Source organism: Mycolicibacterium chubuense, from assembly GCF_001044255.1.
Lineage (GTDB): Bacteria > Actinomycetota > Actinomycetes > Mycobacteriales > Mycobacteriaceae > Mycobacterium > Mycobacterium chubuense.
In genome coordinates this window covers 179,058-199,989 of record NZ_JYNX01000036.1, presented here as the reverse complement: position 1 = coordinate 199,989, position 20,932 = coordinate 179,058, and the positions used below count along the sequence as shown (strand labels likewise).

Below are 20,932 nucleotides of genomic sequence, written 5' to 3'. Positions count from 1 at the left end.
GAGTCAGCCGCCCGCCTGCCGGATGGTCGCCGACGGCGGCGCCACGGGCCGGCCGGTGGTCCGGTAGACGCGGAACATCTCGTCGGGGGTGGGACCGTCGGCCGAGAGGGTGACCGCGGCGATGTCGGCGCCGTCGGCCCACAGTGTCGGGTAGCGGCGGTTGATCGCGTCGGGGACGTTGCGCTCGGGATTGGTGACGACGATGTAGCGAATCCCGAAGTCCCACGGGCGGTTCAGCGCGGCGACGAAGTCGTAGTCGCTGGTGATGACGAACTGCTTCGGATGCTCGGACGACAGCCAGATGCCCCACGTGAGGAACGTGTCCATCAGCACCGACCCCTCGGGCAGGTTCTTGGCGTCGAACCACTGAGCCAGCCGGCGCTCGCTGATCAACCGGCGCCGGGCCGGGTCCTCGCCCGGGGGATGAGCCAGCGGATCGACCAGCGAGACCAGGCCGGCCTCCAGCTGTCCGTAGGCGATGTCCTGATCGACGATCAACGGCGTGGTGACCGGGATCGCCACCACCACCGACGCCGTCACCAGAGCGGCCGCCACCGCCCGCGTCGCCGTCTGTGTCTGCCAGCAGGCCAGCCCGACGCAGATCACCAGCGGGATGGCGAGCAGGTAGAAACGGAACCATCCGAATGTCATCGATTGATGTTGTGCCACAGCGGCGAAGGCCAGCGTGGCGCCGAAGACGACGACCGGTATCAGCGGCACGGCACGCCGCCGGGTGGCCGCGACCACCACGGCCGCGGCGACCGCGACCCCGGTCAGCGGCTGCATGCCGAACAGCCGCGCCGCGACCACCGGCCACTGCGCCCCGGCGTCGCCGGTGCCGCGCGCCAGTCGGCCGGCCACCTGACTGGAGTTGCCGTACTGCGACGACAGCGTGGCGAAGAACTCGTCGTTGATGATCCAGCCGGTCACCGCCCACACGAAGAACGCGGTCACGACCGGGAACGCGACGATGACGACGTCGATCGCGGTGGCCGACCAGCGCACCTCGCGCGCGGAGCGCCGCCACGTCAGCACGGCGACCAGCCCGGCGGCGGCCGCGGCGGCCGGGATCACCTCGTAGCGTGCGAGATACCCCACGCCCAGGGCGATTCCGGCCCACGCGAGGTCACCGACCCACCGGGTGGCGCACCATCGCATCAGGAAGCGCACGCACCACAGCAGGCAGAACATCTGCGCGGCCTCACTGAGCCCCGAGGCGCCGTAGAGGGCGATCATCGGGTGCAGCGCGAACGCACCGACCGCGATCCGGCGCCACAGCGCCGGAACCCCGAGATCGAACGCGATGCGCCGCACCATCAGCGCCGCACCCGACATGAACAGCGCGCTCTGCACGACGCCGGCCAACCCCGCGGACTTCAGCAGCGACAGCGCGGGCAGTTGACTCAGCCACACCAGCGGGATCTCGACCAGGCTGGGCAACGGATTCCACACGAACCCGATCGCCGACAGGTGCGGATCGCGCGACTGTAGTGCGAAGCCGGCGTTGGCGACCCGGTTGGGCGCGTCGGGCTCGAAGATGTTGTACCGCAACACCAGAACGGTCCCGAGGGCGAAGTAGGCCAGGCTCAGCGACCAGAACAGCGCAACGCCGGGCCACCGCCGCGCCGGGTTCACGCGCGTCGGCGGATCAGCACCGTCGCGCCCGCGGCCAGCACCGCGGCGCCGACGGCGGCCACGCTCGCCCAGGCCCACCACCGCCACCCGTCCGACGGCGCCGGCTGGTGGGGCATCGAATCGCCCTCGTTGACCGACAGCGTCACCGTCTGTCCCGCGATCCCGGTCGCGACGACGTCGCCGGTCAGCGAGCCCCACCGGTTCGGCAGGCCGCGCACGTGATCGAGGGTGGTGTCGACCAGGGACCAGTCGCCGGTGCCGGTGACCGCGAGCACCGCGCGTCCGCGGTCGGTGAACGCCTGCACCATGCCCAGGGGCGCATGCAGATCCACGAGCGTGTTGGCGGCACCGGCCGTGGTGCCGACGTCGACGGTGTCGCCGTCGGCGGGCAGCAGCGGTGGGCGCAGCCCGGCGTCGGCGAGCCCGCGCCCGCCGCTGACGACGAGCACCCCGGTGCCCGATCCGGCCGCGTCCGAGAGACGGGTGATGCGCGGACGCAACGTCACCTGGGTCTGCTGGGCGATGAGATTGATCGCGGCGGCGGCGAATCGGAGATGGTCGGGGCTGTCGATCGCGACGTCGAAGTCGGGGGTGAACGCCATCGGCAGCGCCGGGAACCCGCCGCGGTTACCTGCGCCGGGGGTCACCGTCACCGTGGACTGCGGATCGACGGAGAACGTGACCCGGTCGTTGAGCGGCGCGCATTCCTGGCGGGGGATGTACCGCAACTCCAGGGCGAGGCCGACGTTCGACGTGATGGCCTCGGCGGGGATGTCGCCGGTGATGTCGAGCGTGCCCGACCCGTCGAGGCTGCGTGCGGCCAGAACCGTTGCGCCGGAGCGCAGCAGCAGCGATCCCTCACCGTCGGCGATCGGGGTGTAGTGGGCCTTGAGGTGGACGGTGGCGCCGCTGATCGGCCCGACACCGAAGGCGGCGGCGTCGAAGCCGGTGTAGAGCGTCGTGGTACCGGCCACCGACGTCTGCCCTGAGATGCCCAGCTGGCCGAACGTCTTCACCGTCGACGTCAGGTCGGTGCCCTCGCGGGAGGACACCATCACCGCGGAATCGCTCTGCGCCAGCCCGATCCGGCGGTCGGTGAACAGCCCTGCCTGCGCGACGAGCTGCTCGCCGGTGCCGGTGATCGCCAGCACGGCGGCAGGCGTCCCGGCGTTCTCGACGGTGATGCCCGGGCGGCCGCCGTCACGGATGTCGATCACCCGCGTTGTCGGCGAATCTGCCGGTGCAGCAGCGTCATCGCTCACATCGATCTGCACCGGCATCGGCCGGTACAGCTGCGTGAGCTTGGCGACCAGATCGAGCGCGGCCTGCTGCTGGTGTTCGGTGGGGGTGCGGCCGACGCGGATCACGATGCGGTCGAGGTAGCCGGGAAGGAAGCCGGCCACGGTGACCGGATCCGGCGCCGGGCCGGAGAACGTCGTGGTCAGTCCGCTCAGGGTCAGGGCGGGCGGCTGCGTGCAGGTGGTGGCCGCCGGGCCGGCGTTGCGGACGACGAAGCTCAGTTTCGCGCGTCCTTCGGCGACCTGGGCCGCGGCGATGTCGACACTGAAGGGCACGCTGATCGCACCGGGCGGGATCGGGACCACGCCCAGCACCACGCCGCGGCCGTCCAGGATGTCCAGCCGCCCGTCGGTGACGTTCACGATCGAGCCGACCTCACCGGTCAGCATCGTCGGAAACACCCCGGAGGGCACCGGAATCGAGGTGTCGCTGGGCTGATTCGCGCCGACGATGTCCATCCGGTCCGCCAGGCCCAACTGGGTCCAGCCGATCGCGGGGGACACCGCGGGCCCGGCCACCGCCTCCACGTAGGGGTCCGCCGCGGCCGTTCCGGGCAGGACCGCGACGGAGGCGAACACCGCCAGGGCGGCGGCGAGGGTGCACAGTCGTCGTGTCATCGGGTGCCTTCCATGGGCTGGGGGGAGTCGAGAGGATGGCCGAGTCCGTGCACCGTCTTCTCCCAGAAGGAGGGGCGGAACACCAACTGGTAGATCGCTTTCAGCAAGGCGACCGACTGCAGCACCCAGTACAGCGGGGTGAGCAGCGCGGCCCACCACAGGTGCGGCTTGCCGAGTGCCTGGGTGACGATGACGCCGGTGTACACCGACAGCGGTGAGCCGAGCAGGAACAGCGCCAGGCACACGTAGTAGGTCAGCGGCGGGAACAGCACCTCGATGAACGCCGGCCGGCCCAGCACCCAGACCAGCAGGGCGAACCAGAACGCGATGTTCAGCGCGCTGGTCAGCGGCACGCCGCCGGTCATGTTGATCAGTCGCAGCGTGGCCTTGGCGCCGATCTCGCGGTGCAGGCCCGCCGGGTCGCGCAGCGCGACCAGCATCGTCTGCAGGTAGCCCTTGTACCACCGGGACCGTTGCCTGATCCAGTTCACGACGTCGGAGTTGGCTTCCTCCAACGTGATCGAGTCGAGGATCAGCGTGCGGTAGCCGTGCCGCGCGAGCCGGACACCGAGGTCGGCGTCCTCGGTGACGTTGAACTCGTCCCAGCCGCCGATCTCCCGCCAGACCGAGACCCGCATGTGGTTCGACGTTCCGCCCAGCGGCACCACGCAGCGCGCCTGTTCCACCGCGGGCAGCACCACACCGAACCACTGGTCGTATTCGAGGGAGAAGAACCGCGTGAGCAGGTTCTGCCGTTCGTTGAAGTAGCCCAGACGTGCCTGCAGGCAACCGATGTCGGCGGGTAGCCGCCCGAACGCGGCGGCGGCGCGGCGCAGCTGCAGCGGATCCGGGATGTCCTCGGCGTCGTAGATCGTCAGGAGCTCACCGCGCAGATCGGGCAGCGACATGCCGTAGTTGCACGCCTTGGGTTTGGTCTTGGGCAGGCTGTGCGGGACGATCACCAGCCGGACCGACTGCAGGTCGGCGTCCAGCAGCGCCGTCTGGGTCGCGATGTCGTCTTCCTCGACCAGCAGCAGGATCTCGAGCTTGTCGGCCGGGTAGTCGAGGCGGCCGACGCCGTTGATCAGGTTGGTGACGATCGAGGGCTCGTCGTAGACCGGCAGCAGCACCGTGTAGACGGGCAGGTCGTCGTCGCGCAGCGCCAACGCCTCCTCCGGCTCCACCCGGATCAGCGCCGAAGCGCGCAACCCTCGCAGCAGCAACAAGTTCCGGTCGATCGTCGACACCAGGTACAGCAGCGCCACCGCCGCGGTCACCGCGGGCGGCACCAGGCGGGGCCACACCGCGACCGCCGCCACGACGGGCAGCAGCGCCAGCCCCGACAGTGCGAGGGTTCGTCGGCTCAGCAGCGAACGGGCCGACAGGTGCTCGGGGAGTTGCTCAGGCACCGGCGGGCCCGTCGGTGCGATGACGGGCCACCGCGGTGACCGTCTCGACCAGGTCGCTCGCGCGGGCGAGGACCAACTCGTCGACCTGACCGGTGTCGTCGGGCTGTTGGCGCGCCAGCCACAGTGCGGGCGCAAGGGCCATCGCGGACACCGACAGCGGTGCGGGCGGTGGGGGTGGCGTCGCGCCGGTCAGGGCCTGGCTGACAATGACGGTCACCTGCTGGTGAACCCTCGGCGTGTGCCACGTCCAGGTGATGGCGTACCACTGCCCGTCGGTCCCGGTGGTGGCGGCGTCGGCGTTGCTGTGGATGGTGCGGGCGCCGGTCGGCAGGCTGCTCGACGGGTCGGCGTTCCGGTAGGCGAGGGGGCGTGCCGAGGGGTACCAGACGGCGTCGGCGACGTCGCGGAGCGCGCCCGCGTTGTCGGCGGTGACCACGTCGACCGCCGCGGCGGGTAGTCCCTCGACCGGCGGTACGGAAAAGCGTTCCCACCGACTGCCGGGGCCGAGGTAGCGGGTGATGAAGCCGTAGGTGGTCGGCGCGCCCCACGCGGTGCGCTGGGTCCAGGTCCCGTCCACGATGCCGCCACCGGCCCGGCCCGCCGACGGCGCCGCGGTGAGCAGGAGGGCGGCCGCCACGGCGACGAGCACCGCCGCCGAGAGCGGCGCCCGGTCGGGCAGCGGGAACTCATCCGCCACAGCACTTTTCGTGTGTATCCGGACGACGGTCGCCGTCGTCAGCACTGGCAGCACCCCGGCGACCAGCACGGTCGGCCAGAGGCCCGTCCAGGCCCACGCGATCGCCAGCCCGATCGCGAGACAGCCCAGCGTTGCGGCCATTCGCACCCGCCACGTCACGGCGCGGGTCGACAGCGCGATGGCGAGCGCGCCCACCCCGGCCGCCACCGCGGTGACCGCGTGGTCGCTTCCGCCCAGGGCTGCCGTCGCCATCAGCGCGGGCAGCGGCGTGGTGATGCACAGCGCGAACAGCCACAGCGGCCACATGCGGACCACGTGCCGGACACCGAACAGCACGGTCAGCACGCAGGCGAACCACACGACGGTGCTCAGCAGCGGGAGGCGCCACAGGCCGGCCAGCGTGGGCAACCGCTGCGCGAGGAGGTGGATCGCGGTGAAGCCGCCTGCGCCGACCAGTGCCACCACGATCCAGTCCGATTCCGCGTCCCCCACCCCGCGCGGCGGAGTGCGGTACGCAGCGGCGATCATCACCAGCAGTACGGGGACGACCAGCAGGTACGCACCGCGGGACCCCTGCGCCGCGGCGTCCACGACGCCGGCGTAGAGGGGAGCCCAGCCCGCGGCGGTGAGCGCGACGGCCGCCGCCATCCGGAGCCGGAACGGGTGGCTCGACATCCACCTCAGCCGCTCGCCCAGTGCGCTCGCAGGCGCGGGGATCACCGCCGCGGTGCGCAGGTCGAGCACGGACATGGGGTCCCCCACTGTCAGAAAAATCCCGGATGGTGCAGAATCAGCGATTGGAGAGGTCTTACTAATTAACGCCTCTGTCAGCGCGTTGTACAAAGTGAAGCAGTTGCAGCAAACTTTGACAACTTACTGCGGAGTAAATTCGCTCCTGACGGTCCCGTAATGACCCGGACTGGCCATCAGCCGCGAGATGCGGCAGGCTCTCCAGGTGTGCCCGATGCGCCCCGATCAGCGATCTCCGCGATCTATGTCGCCTCGCCCGAGGGGGACACCGGAAAGTCGACGATCGCGCTGGGCATCCTGCACCGGCTCGCCGCGACAGTCGCCCGGGTCGGGGNTCCGCGATCTATGTCGCCTCGCCCGAGGGGGACACCGGAAAGTCGACGATCGCGCTGGGCATCCTGCACCGGCTCGCCGCGACAGTCGCCCGGGTCGGGGTGTTCCGGCCGATCACCCGTATCAGCGAGGGCCGCGACTACATCCTGGAACTCCTGCTGACCCACACCACCGCCGGCCTGCCGTACGAGGAGTGCGTCGGCGTCAGCTACCAGCAGCTGCACGACGACCCCGAGGCGGCCCTGGCCGACATCGTCGACCGCTTCCACCACGTCGCGGACCGGTGCGACGCCGTGCTGATCGTCGGCAGCGACTACACCGACGTCGCCACTCCCAGTGAGCTCTCGATGAACGCCCGCATCGCCGCCAACCTCGGTGCACCCGTCGTGCTGGCGGTCAAGGCCAAGGACCGCACGCCCGCGCAGGTCGAGCAGGTCGTCGCGCTCTGCATGGACGAGATCGCCGCGCAGCACGCGCACACCGCCGCCGTCGTGGTCAACCGGTGCGACCCGGCGCAGCTGGCCGACGTCGCCGCCGCGCTCGACGACCTCCCGCTGCGCAGTTATGTCCTTCCGGAGGAGCCGCTGCTCGTGGCGCCGTCGGTCGCCGAACTACAGGCCGCCGTCGAGGGCACGGTGGTCCAGGGTGATCCGGCGCTGCTGGGACGAGAGGCCGAAGACGTGCTGGTGGCCGGCATGACCGCCGAGCACGTGCTGGAGCGGCTGACCGAGGGCGTCGCCGTCATCACCCCCGGCGACCGCTCCGACGTCGTGCTGGCCGTGCTCAGCGCCCATGCGGCCGAAGGATTTCCGTCATTGTCGTGCGCCATCCTCAACGGCGGGCTGCCGCTGCACCCCGCGGTCGACGCCCTGGTGACCGGTCTCGGCCTGCGCCTGCCGATCCTGCAGACCCGCTTCGGCACGTTCGAGACCGCGAGCCGGGTGGCGGCCACGCGCGGCCGGATGACCGCGGACTCGCCGCGCAAGGTCGACACCGCGCTGGCCCTGATGGATACCTACGTCGACACCGCGGATCTGTTGGCGCAGTTGGCGATTCCGATCCCGACGGTGATCACCCCGCAGATGTTCACCTACCAGCTGCTCGACCGGGCCCGCGCCGACCGCAAGCGGATCGTGCTGCCCGAGGGCGACGACGACCGCATCCTCAAGGCGGCCGGCCGGCTGCTCAAGCGCAACGTCGCCGAGCTGACCATCCTCGGCGACGAGCAGCAGGTGCGGGCCCGCGCCGCCGAACTCGGGGTCGACCTCTCTGATGCGGTGATCCTCGATCCGCAGCGCAGCGAGCTGTGCGACCGATTCGCCGAGCAGTACGCCGAGATGCGCAAGCACAAGGGCGTCAGCGTCGAGCAGGCCCGCGAAACCATGCACGACGTCTCGTATTTCGGCACGATGCTGGTGCACAACGAGATGGTCGACGGCATGGTGTCGGGCGCCCGGCACACTACCGCGCACACGGTGCGGCCCGCCTTCGAGATCATCAAGACGCTGCCGGACGTCAGCACGGTTTCGAGCATCTTCTTCATGTGCCTCGCCCACGAAGTGCTCGCCTACGGCGACTGTGCGATCGTCCCGGACCCCACCGCCGAGCAGCTCGCCGACATCGCGATCTCCTCGGCGCGCACCGCCGCGCAGTTCGGCATCGAACCGAGGGTCGCGATGCTGTCCTACTCCACGGGTACCTCCGGGACCGGCGCCGACGTCGACAAGGTCAGGAAGGCAACGGAATTGGTGCGCTCCCGCGAACCGGAGTTGCTGGTGGAGGGCCCGATCCAGTACGACGCCGCGGTGGAACCGTCGGTGGCGGCGACGAAGATGCCCGACTCCGCCGTGGCGGGACACGCGACGGTGCTGATCTTCCCCGACCTCAACACCGGCAACAACACCTACAAGGCGGTGCAGCGCAGCGCGGGCGCGATCGCGATCGGGCCGGTGCTGCAGGGCCTGAACAAACCGGTCAACGACCTGTCGCGGGGGGCTCTGGTCGAAGACATCGTGAACACCGTGGCGATCACCGCCATCCAGGCGCAGGGGCGCGAGAAGTGACCTCGTCGGTCCTGGTGCTCAACTCCGGCTCGTCCTCGGTGAAATACTCGGTGATCGAACCGGATTCGGGTGCGACGGTGGCCGACGGGATCGTCGAGCGGATCGGCGACTCCGCCGATGTGCCCGATCACGGTGCCGCACTGGACGTCGTCTTCGCAGCACTCGCCGAGGACGGCCACCACCTCGAAGAACTCGGATTGGTGGCGGTCGGGCACCGGGTGGTGCACGGCGGCCCCGACCTGTACCGGCCGACCGTCGTCGACGATGAGCTGATCGCGCGGCTGAAAGAGCTGGCGCCGCTGGCGCCGTTGCACAATCCTCCCGCGATCCTCGGGATCGAGGTGGCGCGCAAGGCCCTTCCCGACCTTCCGCACATCGCGGTGTTCGACACCGCGTTCTTCCACGACCTGCCGGCGGCCGCGGCCACCTACGCGATCGACAGCGAGATCGCCGAGCGCTGGCACATCCGGCGCTACGGATTCCACGGCACCTCACACCAGTACGTCAGCGAGCAGGCCGCGGAGTTCCTCGGCGTGCCCGCCGCGTCGCTGCGCCAGATCGTGCTGCACCTGGGCAACGGCGCGTCGGCGTCGGCCCTCGTCGGGGGCCGGCCGGTCGAGACGTCGATGGGGCTCACGCCGATGGAGGGACTGGTGATGGGGACCCGCTCCGGGGACGTGGACCCCGGCATCATCACCTATCTGGTCCGCGAAGCCGGCATGAGCGTCGAGGACATCGAGACCATGCTGAACCGTCACTCCGGGGTGCGCGGGCTCGGCGGCGAGATCGACTTCCGGGTGCTGCACCGGAGGATCGCCGCCGGTGAGGCGGCGGCACAGCTGGCCTACGACGTGTACATCCACCGCCTCCGCAAGTACATCGGTGCGTATCTGGCCGTGCTCGGCGGGGCCGACGTCATCACGTTCACCGCCGGTGTCGGCGAGAACGACGCACTGGTGCGCCGCGACGCGCTCTCGGGGCTGGGCGCGTTCGGGATCGAGATCGACGAGCACCTCAACGACAGCCCGGGCCGCGCAGCACGGCGGATCTCCCCCGACGGGGCGCGCACGACCGTGCTAGTGGTGCCCACCAACGAGGAGCTTGCGATCGCTCGGGCGTGTGCGGGTGTACTTGGCGGCGGCCGCGGCGACCGGTAGTTCCCGCTTCGGATCGCAGATGCGCAGCAGCCGCCGCACATGCGAACCCGCCAGCAGCGACCACCGCACGCCCGCGCGGGTGCACACCACGTCGATGTTGGTCAGCGCCGCGAAACCGGATGCGGCGAAGAACTCCACGGTCTGCAGGTCGAGGATCAGCTTGCGGGAACCGCCGAGCCGCTTCTCGATGTAGCGGGCGAGCGCCATGGCGTTGGTCGCGTCGATCTCACCGTGGATCGTGACCAGCACGGTGTGCGGCGGCAGTTCGCACGCCGAGAAGGTGGCGCGATGGTGTTCTTCACGCAGCTCGAACGACGTCGGGTCCGGGCGGAACACCCGTTGTGTGCTCATCGAGGCCTCCCTCAGCGAGGATGCCGTCAGGGGAAAACAGCCCTAGGGTCTTAAAGCGTGGGGTAGACGATACTACGGAATCAGTACCTTGACCATGATCCGTTGATTTTCGCACCGACTGGCCCTCACCAGCGCATCTGCGTCAATTTTGCCGCCGTCCGTCACCTCGCGGGAGGCGCGCCGAAAGGTATAGACACTTCGGCAACGGATTCCGTTGTTTGCTCAGAACGTCGACATCGGCCGCACGCTGTTGGCCAGGTCGACCAGCGCGTAGCGGTGCGCCTGCGTCGGCGCCACCCGGGCCAGGCTGCGCAGCGACGCCTCCACCCCGAGCTGCAGACCGTGCTCGGTGAACGGGAAACCGAGGATGTGGTTGGTGCTCGCGGTGTGATCGGCGAGCCAGTCCATCGCGGTGCCGAGCACCAGGGCGCGGATCTGCAGCACCCGGGGCTCGGTGTCGGGCAGGGCCTCCACCCGGCGGGCGGCGTCGCGGATGTGTGTCTCGGTGATCTCCCCGGTGGACCGGCCTGACAGCAACGTCACCGCGCTGGTCAGCCGGGCCGTCGTGAAATGCCGTGAGGTGGCCGGCACTTCGTCGAGCGTGCGGACCGCGGCGTCGCGCTCGCCTGCGGCGGACTGGGCGCGGGCCAGGCCGAAGCCCGCCGAGATCACACCGTTGTCGGTGCCCCACACCGTCTTGTAGAACTTCTGCTCGTCCGCGCTACCGGCCAGCTCGGCCGTGGCGGCCAGGGCCAGCTTCGGCGCCAGTTCACCGGGCAGCGTGTCGAGCACCTCGGTGAAATACTTTGTCGCCGAATCGTAGTCGGCGGTGAGCAGCGCGGCCACGGCGCGGAACCACACCAGCCGCCAGCGCCAGCCGACCCGTTCGGCGAGCTCGTCGAGCTTGCGGGTGGCCTTGGCGACGTCGCCGAGATCCAGCAGCGCGCGCACCTCCATCAGCGGCAGTTCGATCGATTGCGACAGGTCGATACCCTCGGAGTCCAGCGCCCCGTGCCGGGCGGCGCGCAACGAATCCAGCGTCTGCACAGGCTGACTCAGCACCGTCGCCGACAGGATGGTGGCGCCGACATCGGTCGGATCGACCAGCGGAACCTGCAGGGCCTTCACGATCTCCTGCGCGGTCAGCTTCTCGGAGTGGACCTGACCGTCGAGGTAGACGTCGGTGTGAGCGACGAGCAGATCGACCCCGAACGTCGAGCGCGACCGGCTGAACGTCGTCGACAGGCCCGGCCGCGGCACCCCGGTGTCCTGCGCGACGACCTCGCGCAGCACGCCCATCAGCTGACTCGACATCTCCTCGGCGCTCTGGAAACGCCTCCGCGGATCGGGGTCGATCGCGCGGCGCAGCAGCCTGCCGAACGAGTCGTATTCGGTGAGCACCGGATCGTCTTCGGGCAGCCCGTCGACGTAACGGCCCCTGCGGGTGCGCATCCGCAGCGTCAGCGCGGCCAGTGTGCGGCCCACCGTGTAGATGTCGGTGGCGATGGTCGGACCGGTCCGCACGATCTCGGGAGCCTGGTAACCCGGTGTGCCGTAGAGGTATCCGAACGAATTGATACGCGACACCGCGCCGAGGTCGATGAGCTTGAGCTGGTCCTCGGTCACCATGATGTTCTCGGGTTTGAGGTCGTTGTAGACCAGCCCGATGGAGTGCAGATAGCCCAGCGCGGGCAGGATCTCGAGCATGAACCCGATGGCCTCGGCGACCGGCAGCCGGGTGCGTTCGGTCGACTTCAGGTGGGTGGCCTGCTTGAGCGAGGTGCCACCGACGTACTCCATGACGATGTAGCCGACGGGATTGCCGTGCTTGTCCTCGTGCTCGACGAAGTTGTAGATCTTCACGATGCCGGGATGGGTGACCTGGGCCAGGAATTGGCGTTCGGCCATCGCGATCGCCTGCGCTTCGGCGTCCCCGGAATGCACCAGACCCTTGAGCACCACCGGCCGGTCGTTGACGTTCTTGTCGAACGCCAGATACACCCACCCCAGCCCGCCGTGGGCGATGCAGCCCTTGATCTCGTACTGGTCGGCGATGATGTCGCCGGCCGACAGCTGGGGCAGGAACGAGTAGGCGCTGCCGCAGTGCGGGCACCAGCCCTCCGACAGTGCCTTGCCGTCCGGCGACGAGCGGCCCACCGGCCGGCCGCAGTTCCAGCAGAACCGTTTCGACTCGGCGACCACCGGGTCGGTCATCAACGCCGTCAACGGATCCCGGGTCGGCACCCGCGGGATCTCGACCAGACCGCCGCCGAGCCGCCGCGTCGGCGACAGGGTGCGGGTCACCGTCGTCGTCTGGTCCTGCGGCTCGGTGTCCCCCGAGTGGTACTGCGAGTCGCTGTCGTCGTCGTCGTCGAAATTGGGCCGGAACACCGCCTGGGTGGCCATCGGCCGCATCGTCGACATCGAGTCCATTCCGAGGTCGTCGAAGGACGCCGGCTGGGTTCCGGGATCGTCGGCGGAGTCGGAGAGGTCCGGGGTGTGGTCGTCGGTCATCAGTCCGAGTACCTCGCCACCGGTGGGGAGGGCGCCGGCCCCAGCACGGTCAACCACTTGCGGTACAGGGTGTTCCAGGTGCCGTCGCGGCGGATGCGTTCGAGCGTGCCGTTGACGAAGCGGACCAGGCCGGTGTTCTGCAGGTTCACCCCGATGCCGTAGGGCTCCTCGTTCATCGACGGGCCCACGATGTGCAGATAGGGGTCCTGGGACACCAGCCCGGCCAGGATCGAGTCGTCGGTGCTGACCGCGTCGACCTGCCGTTGCTGCAGGGCAACCAGGCAATCCGCCCACGTCACCACGCCGACGATGATCGGCGGCGGGGTGATCTCCTGGATGCGCTGCAGTGACGTGGTGCCCTTGGCCACGCACACCCGCTTGCCCGACAGATCCGACGACTGCCGGATCGTGGAGTCCCGCGGCGCCAGGATGCGCTGATCGGCGGTCAGGTACACCGTGGAGAAGTTGACCAGCTTCTTGCGCTCGCAGGTGATCGTCATCGTCTTCACCACGACGTCGACCTCGTTGTTGCGCAGTGCGGCGATGCGGTCGGCCGAGGACAGGATCCGGTACTCCACCTGGGACGGGGTGCCGAAGATGTCGCGGGCGATCTCGCCGGCGATGTCCACGTCGAAGCCGGTGATCTCGCCGCTGATCGGGTCGCGGAAGCTGAACAGGTTGCTGCCGATGTCGAGTCCGACGATCAGCCGGCCGCGGCCCTTGATGTTCGCGACCGCGGCGTCGGCCTCGGCCTTCGTGTCGAACGGCCGCAGGCTCGCGGTGCGGTCGCAGTCGTCGTCGAGCGTGGCCGGGGCCTGGGCCGGACCGGGCGGCAGCTCCCCCATCCCGGAGGGCGAGGGTGGGGCCAGCGTGACGGTCGGGGTCGGCACCATCGACGCGGTCTGCCCGCAGCCGGCGAGCAGCATGACACCCGCCCCGATCATCGCCGCCAGCTTCTTCATGCGATCACCAGCTGTTTCTTCTTCGCGCCAGCGCTCATCAGCGGTACTCACTGAGTCGCGGCCAGATGCCCAGCGCCACCGCGATCGCCGCCATCACCGACAGCGCGGCGGCGCCGACGGTGGCGCCGGAGAGCACGCGGCGGGCGTTGACGATCTCGTTGCGCAGCTGGGCGCGGCTCTGCTCGATGCCGTTGGTCAGCGCCTCGTCCAGCTTGTCGAAGGCCGGGGTCGCGTCGTCCTCCCCGACGCCGAGCGCGACCTGCGTCGCGGCCTGGTAGTTGCCGACCGCGATGTAGGCGGTGATGCGGTCGTCGGCGGCCCGCCACCGGTTGAGCAGCCCGTCGGCGTCGGCCAGGCCGGTCTTGTCGATCGAGTTGTCGTTGGCCAGATAGCGGTTCAGCTGCTGTTGCATCTGATCGATGCGCTGGTAGTAGGACTGCTTGCGGACGTTCTCGTCGCCGCGCCGGATCAGCGACAGCGTCTCGTCGGCGCGGGCCTGCTGCGCGGTGATCGCCAGCGTGGTCACCGTCTTGAGGGATTCGGCCGCGGTCTCCTTGGCGCTGCGGCTGTCGGTGGTCGAGATGATCAGCGCCGTGCCCACCCAGATCAGCATGATCAGCACGGCCAGGCCGCCGGCGACGAAGCCGATGTTGACCCGCCGCCGGGTGCGTTTGGCGAGCCACCGGTTGGCGAACGCGCCGAACAGCAGCGTGCTCAGCACGATCAGGATCACCGGCCCGGGGATCCGCGTCGAGGCGGTGGTCTCGGCGTCGACGCGGGCCGAGGTCTGCTCGTAGAGGCGTTGGGCGTCGGGCAGGATCTGCTGCTGCATCAGCGACGACGCCTCGGACAGGTACGACGAGCCGACCGGATTGCCGGCGCGGTTGTTGGTCCGCGCCGTCTCCACGAGCCCGGTGTAGACGGCCAGCCGGGCGTTGATCCGGCCGAGCAGCTGCACCAGCGGCTCGTCGGTGAGCCCGCTGGACGCTCGCGTGACGGCCACCGCCGCGTCGGTGATCGCCTGCTCGTAGCGCTGCCGGACCGCGCGGGGTTCGGCGCCGGCGATGAACGCGGTCGCGGCGGCGGCGTCGGCCACCGACAGCGTGGTGTAGAGCTGACCGGCGGCGAAGGCCAGCGGCTCGGTGCGGTTGAGCACGGTGGTCAGCGCCTGCTGGCGGTCGTTGATCGTCGTCGACGTGGCGAACGCGCTGGCGATCACCAGGGCGGCCAGCACCAGCCCGATCGTCAGGATCCGGCCGGGGGTCGTCCACAGGAACCACCACCGGGGATGCGCCGTGGCCGTCGGCGACCGCGACGCAAGAGGCTCCGTCGAGGGGTGCGCCAACTCCACAGTCACGTTTGCGCGGACCTCATCCCGGTCTCGTTCTCTTCGGCGGTCATGTCGACTGGCCCAACTCTAACTGCGCCAAATCTCTGAGGGAATTCTAAGAGCTCCTCGTCCGGAGTGTGGGGATTCCCGGCTGCGACTCGCCCGATATCCAGATCCGTTCCCTAAGCTGGACGCGTGCGCGGCGACGGTGACGGCTGGGTGGTATCGGCCGACGGGGCGGCCTACTGGGGTAGGCACGGCGCCGCCGGACTGTTGCTGAGAGCTCCGCGTTCGGACGGCTCGCTGGCCGTGCTGCTGCAGCACCGGGCGCCGTGGAGTCACCAGGGCGGGACGTGGGGTCTGCCGGGCGGCGCCCGCGACAGCCACGAGACCCCGGAGCAGGCGGCGGTGCGCGAGGCCCACGAAGAGGCGGGACTGCAGGCCCACCGGCTGGTCGTGCGGACCACCGTGGTCACCGCAGAGGTGAGCGGCTGGAGCTACACGACCGTGATCGCCGACGCCGAGCACCTCCTCGAGACGGTGCCGAACCGGGAGAGCGCGGAGCTGCGGTGGGTGCCCGAGGACGAGGTCGCCGAACTGCCGCTGCATCCGGGGTTCGCCGCGAGCTGGGCGCGGCTGCGCGAGGTCGCCGCGGCCATCCCGCCGCTGGTCAACGGGCAGAGCTGAGGATCTTCTTCAACTCCGCGGCCGCGGCCGTCGGGTCGTCGGCCGCGGTGATCGCGCGCACCACGACCGCCCGGCGCGCGCCGGCCTGGACGACCTCGGGAAGCCGGGCCGCGTCGATGCCCCCGATCGCGAACCAGGGCTTCCTCGGCGTCAGCGCAGAGGTCGCGCGGACCAGGTCCAGGCCCGGTGCCGCCCGGCCGGGTTTGGTCGGCGTGGGCCAGCACGGACCGACGCAGAAGTAGTCCGGGCCGCCAGGGGCGTCCTCGGCGATGGCTGCGCGGACCTGGTCGATGTCGTGGGTGGACCGCCCTACGACGCCGGTGAAGACCTCCCGGGCGACCGGCAGCGGCAGATCGCCCTGGCCGAGGTGCAGCACGTCGGCGCCCGCGGCGCGCGCGATGTCGGCGCGGTCGTTGACGGCGATCAGCGCGTCGTGGCGGCGCGCGGCGTCGGCGAGCACCTCCAGCGCGGCGAGCTCAGCACCGGCTTCCAGCGGACCGAACTCCCGCTCACCGGCCGATCCCTTGTCCCGCAGCTGGATGATGTCGACGCCGCCGGCCAGCGCGGCGTCGACGAACTCGGCCAGGTCGCCGCGCTCCCGGCGGGCGTCGGTGCACAGGTACAGCAGGGCGTCACGCACACCGCGAACGGTAGCGCGGCTGCGGACGTAGGCTGGGAACGACAACACCGACCACACGGGAGTCCCGGGTACGGGGACTGAGAGTGAGCCCGCCGGCTCTGACCGTCGCACCTGATCCGGGTCATGCCGGCGAAGGGAGTAGCAGTGCCGGATCCCGTCCAGCGGCTTGCCGTCATCGGCGGCGGCGTCATCGGGCTCGCCGTCGCACGCCGCGCCGCGCAGGACGGCTGGCGCGTGCGCGTGCACCGCGCCCCGGCGCTGGGCGCCTCCTGGGTGGCCGGCGGCATGCTCGCCCCGCACAGCGAGGGCTGGCCCGGGGAGGAACAGCTGCTGCGGCTCGGGCTGGCGTCGCTGGACCTGTGGCACGGCGGATTCCTCGACGGCCTGCCGCCCGAGGTGGTCACGGCACGCGAGTCGCTGGTGGTCGCCGTCGACCGGGCCGACGTCGCGGACCTGAAGACGGTCGGGGAGTGGCTGGCGGCCCAGGGTCATCCCGTCACCCCCACCACCGCCGCTCGCGACGTCGAACCCCTTCTCGCCCAAGGTATCCGACACGGCTTCCGCGCCGAGACCGAGCTCGCGGTGGACAACCGGGCGGTGGTCGACGCGCTGGCGGCGCACGCCGCACGCCTGGGCGTCGAATGGGCGCCGCCGGTCGCCGCGCTGAGCGAGGTCGCCGACGCCGACGCCGTCGTGATCGCCAACGGCATCGACGCGCCCTCGCTGTGGCCCGGTCTGCCGGTCCGGCCCGTCAAGGGGGAGGTGCTGCGCCTGCGCTGGCGGCGCGGCTGCCTGCCGATCCCGCAGCGGGTGATCCGCGCCCGGGTGCACGGCAGACAGGTCTACCTGGTCCCGCGCCGCGACGGCGTCGTGGTCGGCGCGACCCAGTACGAGCACGGCCGCGACACCGCCCCGACGGTGACCGGGGTGCGGGAGCTCCTCGACGACGCCTGCGCGGTGGTGCCGGCGCTGGGCGAATACGAGCTCGCCGAATGCGCGGCCGGGCTGCGTCCGATGACGGCCGACAACATCCCGCTGGTCGGCCGGCTCGACGAGCGCACGCTGGTGGCGACCGGGCACGGCCGGTCGGGATTCCTGTTGGCGCCCTGGACCGCTGAGGCGATCGCCGCGGAGCTGAGGGTGCGGGAAGGGGTGAGGCTGTGAACGTGACGGTCAACGACGAGGCGGTCGAGGTCGACGGGCAGACCACTGTCGCCGCGCTGCTGGCCCGGCTCGGCTATCCGGACCGGGGCATCGCGGTCGCGGTCGACTGGGCGGTGATCCCGCGTTCGCAGTGGGACACCGAGCTGACCGACGGAGCGAAGGTCGACGTGGTGGCGGCGGTGCAGGGTGGCTGAGCACACGACAGGAAAGCTGAGCATCGCCGGGCGCGAGTTCGGATCCCGGCTGATCCTCGGCACCGGCGGGGCGGCCAACCTCGCCGTGCTCGAAGAGGCGCTGGTCGCGTCGGAGACCGAGCTGACCACGGTGGCGATGCGCCGCGTCGATGCCGACGGCGGCACCGGCGTGCTGGATCTGCTGACCCGGCTGGGGATCACGCCGCTGCCCAACACCGCCGGGTGCCGGGGGGCTGCCGAGGCGGTGATGACCGCGCAGCTCGCGCGCGAGGCGCTGCAGACCAACTGGGTGAAGCTGGAGGTGATAGCCGACGAGCGGACACTGCTGCCCGACGCGATCGAATTGGTCGCAGCCGCAGAACAACTCGTCGACGACGGCTTCGTCGTGCTGCCCTACACCAACGACGACCCGGTGCTGGCCCGCCGGCTGGAGGACACCGGCTGCGCGGCGGTGATGCCCCTGGGTTCGCCGATCGGCACCGGCCTGGGTATCGCCAACCCGCACCACATCGAGATGATCGTGGACCGTGCGGGTGTGCCGGTGATCCTGGACGCCGGGATCGGCACGGCCAGTGACGCCACGCTGGCCATGGAACTCGGATGCGACGCGGTGCTGCTGGCCACCGCCGTCACCCGGGCCGCCGACCCGGCGGCGATGGCCGCGGCGATGTCGGCCGCGGTCCGGGCCGGGTACCTGGCCCGGCGCGCCGGCCGTATCCCGAAGCGATTCTGGGCGCAGGCGTCCAGCCCGGCGATATGACCAGGTATGTGGCGCTGGGCAGTTCGATGGCTGCCGGGCCGGGGATCCAACCCAGGGTGGCGGGCTCGCCGCGTCCGGCAGGCCGGTCGGCGCGCAACTACCCGCACCTGGTGGCGGCCGCGCTCGGTCTGGACCTCGTGGACGTCACCTACTCGGGGGCGACCACCGCTCACGTGCTCACCGACTCCCAGCGCGGCACCGCACCCCAGGTCGATGCGCTCGACGGGTCCGAATCGCTGGTGACCGTCACCATCGGCGGCAACGACGTGGGCTACGTGCCGATGCTGTTCGCGGCCGGCCTGCCCCGCCCGGTGCGACGAATCCCGCTGCTGGGCAGCAAGATCCGCAGTCTGGTGAACCCGGCAGAGCGCTATGTGGCGCTCGAGGAGGTCGGTGCCGCCCTCGTCGAGGTGGGCCGCACGCTCCGGCAGCGGGCGCCGCGGGCGACTGTGCTGTTCGTCGACTACCTGACGCTGCTGCCGCCGGCCGGCCCCGCGTCGCCGTTGAGCGATCACGACGCGACGCTGGGCAGGCACCTGGCGCTCGAGCTGGAACGGCTGACCGCGCAGGCGGCCGCGACGACCGGGTGCGGGCTGGTGCGGGCGGGGGCGGCCAGCCGCGATCACCACGGGTGGTCGCCGGATCCGTGGACCACCCGCTTCGGCTGGCCGGTGCCGCGCAAGCCGGCGCCGCTGCACCCGAACGCGGCCGGGATGCGCGCCGTGGCCGATCTCGTCGTGGCGGCGGCCACCGGATGATCGAACTCGACGCGCTCACCAAGACGTTCGGCGCCACCCGCGCCGTCGACGGGCTGACCTGCACGGTCGAGCCGGGCGTGGTGACCGGGTTCCTCGGGCCCAACGGCGCGGGCAAGACCACGACGATGCGGATGATCCTCGGGCTGGACCGGCCGACCGCGGGCACCGCGCGGATCGACGGCCGCCGCTACTCCGATCTGGCCCACCCGCTGCGGACCGTCGGCGCGCTGCTCGACGCCCGGCAGGTGCACCCGAACCGTTCGGCGCGCCACCATCTGCGCTGGATCGCGGCGAGCAACCGGATCCCGGCCCGGCGCGTGGACGAGGTGCTCGACATGGTCGGGCTGACGCCGGCGGCCGGCACCCGGGCCGGCGCACTGTCGCTGGGCATGAGCCAGCGGCTGGGCATCGCCGCGGCGTTGATCGGCGATCCGGCCGTACTGCTGTTCGACGAACCGGTCAACGGCCTGGACCCCGAGGGCATCCACTGGGTGCGGTCGCTGATGCGGACCCTGGCCGGGGAGGGCCGCACCGTCTTCGTCTCCAGTCACCTGCTCTCCGAGATGGCCGACACCGCCGACCGGCTGGTGGTGATCGGCAGGGGCAAGCTGATCGCGTCCACCACCGTCGGCGAGTTCGTCGGCCGCTCCAGCGGCGGCGGTGTGGTCGTGCGCAGCCCGCAGGCCGCCGCACTGCGCGAAGCGCTGACCGCCGCGGGCATGACGGTGACCGGTGACGGCGATGCGCTGCTCGTCGCGCACACCAGCACCGAGGCCGTCGGCGAGCTGGCCGCCCGGCACGCGATCGTGGTGCACGAGCTGCGGCTCGAGCAGGCGTCGCTGGAACAGGCCTATCTCTCGTCGACCGCCGCCGACGTCACCTACCGGTCGGCGCTGTGACGGCGTCCTCGGCGCTGGCCGCACTGAATGCCGAGCGCATCAAGTTGACCACGCTGCGCTCGCCGCTGTGGTCGGTGCTGCTCGCCGCGGCGCTCAGCGTCGGCCTGGCCGCGACGGCGCCCCGGACCGCGGCGCTCGGCGTCGCCGCGTTCGGGGTGCCGGTGCTGATGGTGGTCGCCGCACTGACCGTCACCGGCGAGTACCGCACCCGGATGATCGCGACGACGTTCCTGGCCACGCCTGCCCGGTCGGTGGTGCTGTGTGCGAAGCCGTTGTCGCCGCGGTGTTCTGTGGGCTGTCGGCGGGGCTGATGGTGATCGGGGCGTTTCTGGTCGCCGGGGAGCCGCTCACGCCGCGCGCGGTGGCGGGGATCGCGCTGTATGCGGCGCTGGCGGCGGTGCTCGGCGTCGGGGTGGGGGCGTTGCTGCGGCACAGCGCCGGCGCGGTGTCGGTGCTGCTGCTGTGGCCGCTGCTGGTCGAGCCGCTGGTGGGCAACCTTCCCGGCCGCGGCCCGCAGGTCGGGCCGTACCTCCCGTTCGCCAACATGTTCCGGTTCCTCGACGTGCAGTGGCTCTTCCCCGGCTACGGGTGGCACTGGAGCACGGCGGGTTCGCTGGGGTACTTCACCGCGCTCGTCGCGGTGGTGTTCGCGGCCGCGGTGATCGTGGTGAACCGCCGCGACGCCTGACCCGGTTGGTGAACAGTCTGTCGAT

At 70.9% G+C, this 20,932-nt stretch carries 17 protein-coding genes, 1 pseudogene and 1 riboswitch; of the genes and pseudogenes, 9 read left to right on the top strand and 9 right to left on the bottom strand.

All coding sequences use genetic code 11. From position 1 onward, the window contains the following. Positions 1–3 precede the first annotated feature (3 nt). Genes MCHUDSM44219_RS14240 through MCHUDSM44219_RS14225 form a run of 4 tightly spaced genes read right to left on the bottom strand, consistent with a single transcriptional unit; the run spans position 4 to position 6,407 of the window. Positions 4–1,635 carry a glycosyltransferase family protein gene (locus MCHUDSM44219_RS14240; RefSeq protein ID WP_082162207.1) on the bottom strand — a complete coding sequence of 544 codons (1,632 nt, stop codon included), beginning with the start codon at positions 1,633–1,635 and terminating at the stop codon, positions 4–6. Next, positions 1,632–3,551, bottom strand: coding sequence for a hypothetical protein (locus MCHUDSM44219_RS14235; protein ID WP_048418885.1), 1,920 nt, complete (start codon positions 3,549–3,551; stop codon positions 1,632–1,634). Before MCHUDSM44219_RS14235 ends, MCHUDSM44219_RS14240 begins: the two co-directional genes overlap by 4 nt. Then, positions 3,548–4,960 (bottom strand): glycosyltransferase family 2 protein, encoded by a 1,413-nt coding sequence (locus MCHUDSM44219_RS14230; RefSeq protein ID WP_048418884.1) that lies wholly within the window; start codon positions 4,958–4,960, stop codon positions 3,548–3,550. Before MCHUDSM44219_RS14230 ends, MCHUDSM44219_RS14235 begins: the two co-directional genes overlap by 4 nt. Next, positions 4,953–6,407 carry a hypothetical protein gene (locus MCHUDSM44219_RS14225; RefSeq protein WP_053081252.1) on the bottom strand — a complete coding sequence of 485 codons (1,455 nt, stop codon included), beginning with the start codon at positions 6,405–6,407 and terminating at the stop codon, positions 4,953–4,955. The genes MCHUDSM44219_RS14230 and MCHUDSM44219_RS14225 overlap by 8 nt, the downstream gene beginning before the upstream one ends. A 335-nt stretch (positions 6,408–6,742) precedes the next feature. Here MCHUDSM44219_RS14225 and pta point away from each other — a divergent pair. Next, positions 6,743–8,803: phosphate acetyltransferase (gene pta, locus MCHUDSM44219_RS14220; RefSeq protein ID WP_131722316.1), on the top strand; the 2,061-nt coding region annotated here is incomplete at its 5' end. Further along, positions 8,800–9,960, top strand: a complete 1,161-nt coding sequence (locus MCHUDSM44219_RS14215) for an acetate kinase (RefSeq protein WP_048418882.1) — start codon at positions 8,800–8,802, stop codon at positions 9,958–9,960. The genes pta and MCHUDSM44219_RS14215, both read left to right, overlap by 4 nt. On the opposite strand, the gene MCHUDSM44219_RS14210 is transcribed toward MCHUDSM44219_RS14215, so the two are convergent. The 4 genes from MCHUDSM44219_RS14210 to glnX all read right to left on the bottom strand — a co-directional run bounded on the left by MCHUDSM44219_RS14210 (position 9,880) and on the right by glnX (position 15,144). Beyond that, the gene (locus MCHUDSM44219_RS14210) at positions 9,880–10,311 is read right to left on the bottom strand and encodes an STAS domain-containing protein (RefSeq protein ID WP_048418881.1); all 432 of its coding nucleotides are present in this window, start codon (positions 10,309–10,311) and stop codon (positions 9,880–9,882) included. The two genes, MCHUDSM44219_RS14215 and MCHUDSM44219_RS14210, sit on opposite strands and share 81 nt — an antisense overlap. A gap of 222 nt (positions 10,312–10,533) precedes the next feature. Then, entirely contained in the window at positions 10,534–12,825 is a 2,292-nt protein-coding gene (locus tag MCHUDSM44219_RS14205; protein ID WP_048418949.1) for a serine/threonine-protein kinase PknG, read from the bottom strand. Further along, positions 12,825–13,787 (bottom strand): glutamate ABC transporter substrate-binding protein, encoded by a 963-nt coding sequence (locus MCHUDSM44219_RS14200; protein ID WP_048418880.1) that lies wholly within the window; start codon positions 13,785–13,787, stop codon positions 12,825–12,827. Before MCHUDSM44219_RS14200 ends, MCHUDSM44219_RS14205 begins: the two co-directional genes overlap by 1 nt. A gap of 37 nt (positions 13,788–13,824) precedes the next feature. After that, positions 13,825–15,144, bottom strand: coding sequence for a protein kinase G-activating protein GlnX (glnX, locus tag MCHUDSM44219_RS14195; RefSeq protein ID WP_048418879.1), 1,320 nt, complete (start codon positions 15,142–15,144; stop codon positions 13,825–13,827). 168 nt (positions 15,145–15,312) lie between these two features. Here glnX and MCHUDSM44219_RS14190 point away from each other — a divergent pair, with 168 nt between their 5' ends. Further along, entirely contained in the window at positions 15,313–15,804 is a 492-nt protein-coding gene (locus MCHUDSM44219_RS14190; protein ID WP_043404642.1) for an NUDIX hydrolase, read from the top strand. Here the strand turns inward: MCHUDSM44219_RS14190 and thiE are convergent. Continuing rightward, entirely contained in the window at positions 15,788–16,444 is a 657-nt protein-coding gene (gene thiE / locus MCHUDSM44219_RS14185; protein ID WP_048418878.1) for a thiamine phosphate synthase, read from the bottom strand. The genes MCHUDSM44219_RS14190 and thiE overlap by 17 nt on opposite strands. 45 nt (positions 16,445–16,489) lie before the next feature. Continuing rightward, positions 16,490–16,599, top strand: a riboswitch (TPP riboswitch). Between thiE and thiO the strand changes: the two genes are divergently transcribed. The 6 genes and pseudogenes from thiO (at position 16,589) to MCHUDSM44219_RS14155 (ending at position 20,907) form a co-directional block, all read left to right on the top strand. Then, a complete protein-coding gene (thiO, locus tag MCHUDSM44219_RS14180) occupies positions 16,589–17,608 on the top strand; it encodes a glycine oxidase ThiO (protein ID WP_082162199.1) in 1,020 nt (339 codons plus the stop codon). (Overlaps the previous riboswitch by 11 nt.) Further along, a complete protein-coding gene (gene thiS / locus MCHUDSM44219_RS14175; protein WP_048418876.1) occupies positions 17,605–17,802 on the top strand; it encodes a sulfur carrier protein ThiS in 198 nt (65 codons plus the stop codon). The genes thiO and thiS overlap by 4 nt, the downstream gene beginning before the upstream one ends. Then, complete coding sequence (thiG, locus tag MCHUDSM44219_RS14170) at positions 17,795–18,562, top strand: thiazole synthase (protein ID WP_048418875.1); 768 nt, start codon at positions 17,795–17,797, stop codon at positions 18,560–18,562. The genes thiS and thiG overlap by 8 nt, the downstream gene beginning before the upstream one ends. Further along, positions 18,559–19,320: an SGNH/GDSL hydrolase family protein gene (locus MCHUDSM44219_RS14165; RefSeq protein WP_082162198.1), complete on the top strand. Its 762-nt coding sequence runs from the start codon at positions 18,559–18,561 to the stop codon at positions 19,318–19,320. Before thiG ends, MCHUDSM44219_RS14165 begins: the two co-directional genes overlap by 4 nt. Continuing rightward, entirely contained in the window at positions 19,317–20,219 is a 903-nt protein-coding gene (locus tag MCHUDSM44219_RS14160) for an ABC transporter ATP-binding protein (protein WP_048418873.1), read from the top strand. The genes MCHUDSM44219_RS14165 and MCHUDSM44219_RS14160 overlap by 4 nt, the downstream gene beginning before the upstream one ends. Further along, positions 20,216–20,907, top strand: a pseudogene (locus MCHUDSM44219_RS14155) (ABC transporter permease). Before MCHUDSM44219_RS14160 ends, MCHUDSM44219_RS14155 begins: the two are co-directional and overlap by 4 nt. The last annotated feature ends 25 nt before the right edge of the window (positions 20,908–20,932 follow it).

Excerpts from the sequence above, each read along its gene's own strand:
- MCHUDSM44219_RS14235 (WP_048418885.1), bottom strand. The coding sequence starts at position 3,551 with ATGACACGACGACTGTGCACCCTCGCCGCCGCCCTGGCGGTGTTCGCC.
- MCHUDSM44219_RS14225 (WP_053081252.1), bottom strand. The coding sequence starts at position 6,407 with ATGTCCGTGCTCGACCTGCGCACCGCGGCGGTGATCCCCGCGCCTGCG.
- MCHUDSM44219_RS14210 (WP_048418881.1), bottom strand. The coding sequence starts at position 10,311 with ATGAGCACACAACGGGTGTTCCGCCCGGACCCGACGTCGTTCGAGCTG.
- MCHUDSM44219_RS14205 (WP_048418949.1), bottom strand. The coding sequence starts at position 12,825 with ATGACCGACGACCACACCCCGGACCTCTCCGACTCCGCCGACGATCCC.
- MCHUDSM44219_RS14200 (WP_048418880.1), bottom strand. The coding sequence starts at position 13,787 with ATGAAGAAGCTGGCGGCGATGATCGGGGCGGGTGTCATGCTGCTCGCC.
- MCHUDSM44219_RS14165 (WP_082162198.1), top strand. The coding sequence starts at position 18,559 with ATGACCAGGTATGTGGCGCTGGGCAGTTCGATGGCTGCCGGGCCGGGG.
- MCHUDSM44219_RS14160 (WP_048418873.1), top strand. The coding sequence starts at position 19,317 with ATGATCGAACTCGACGCGCTCACCAAGACGTTCGGCGCCACCCGCGCC.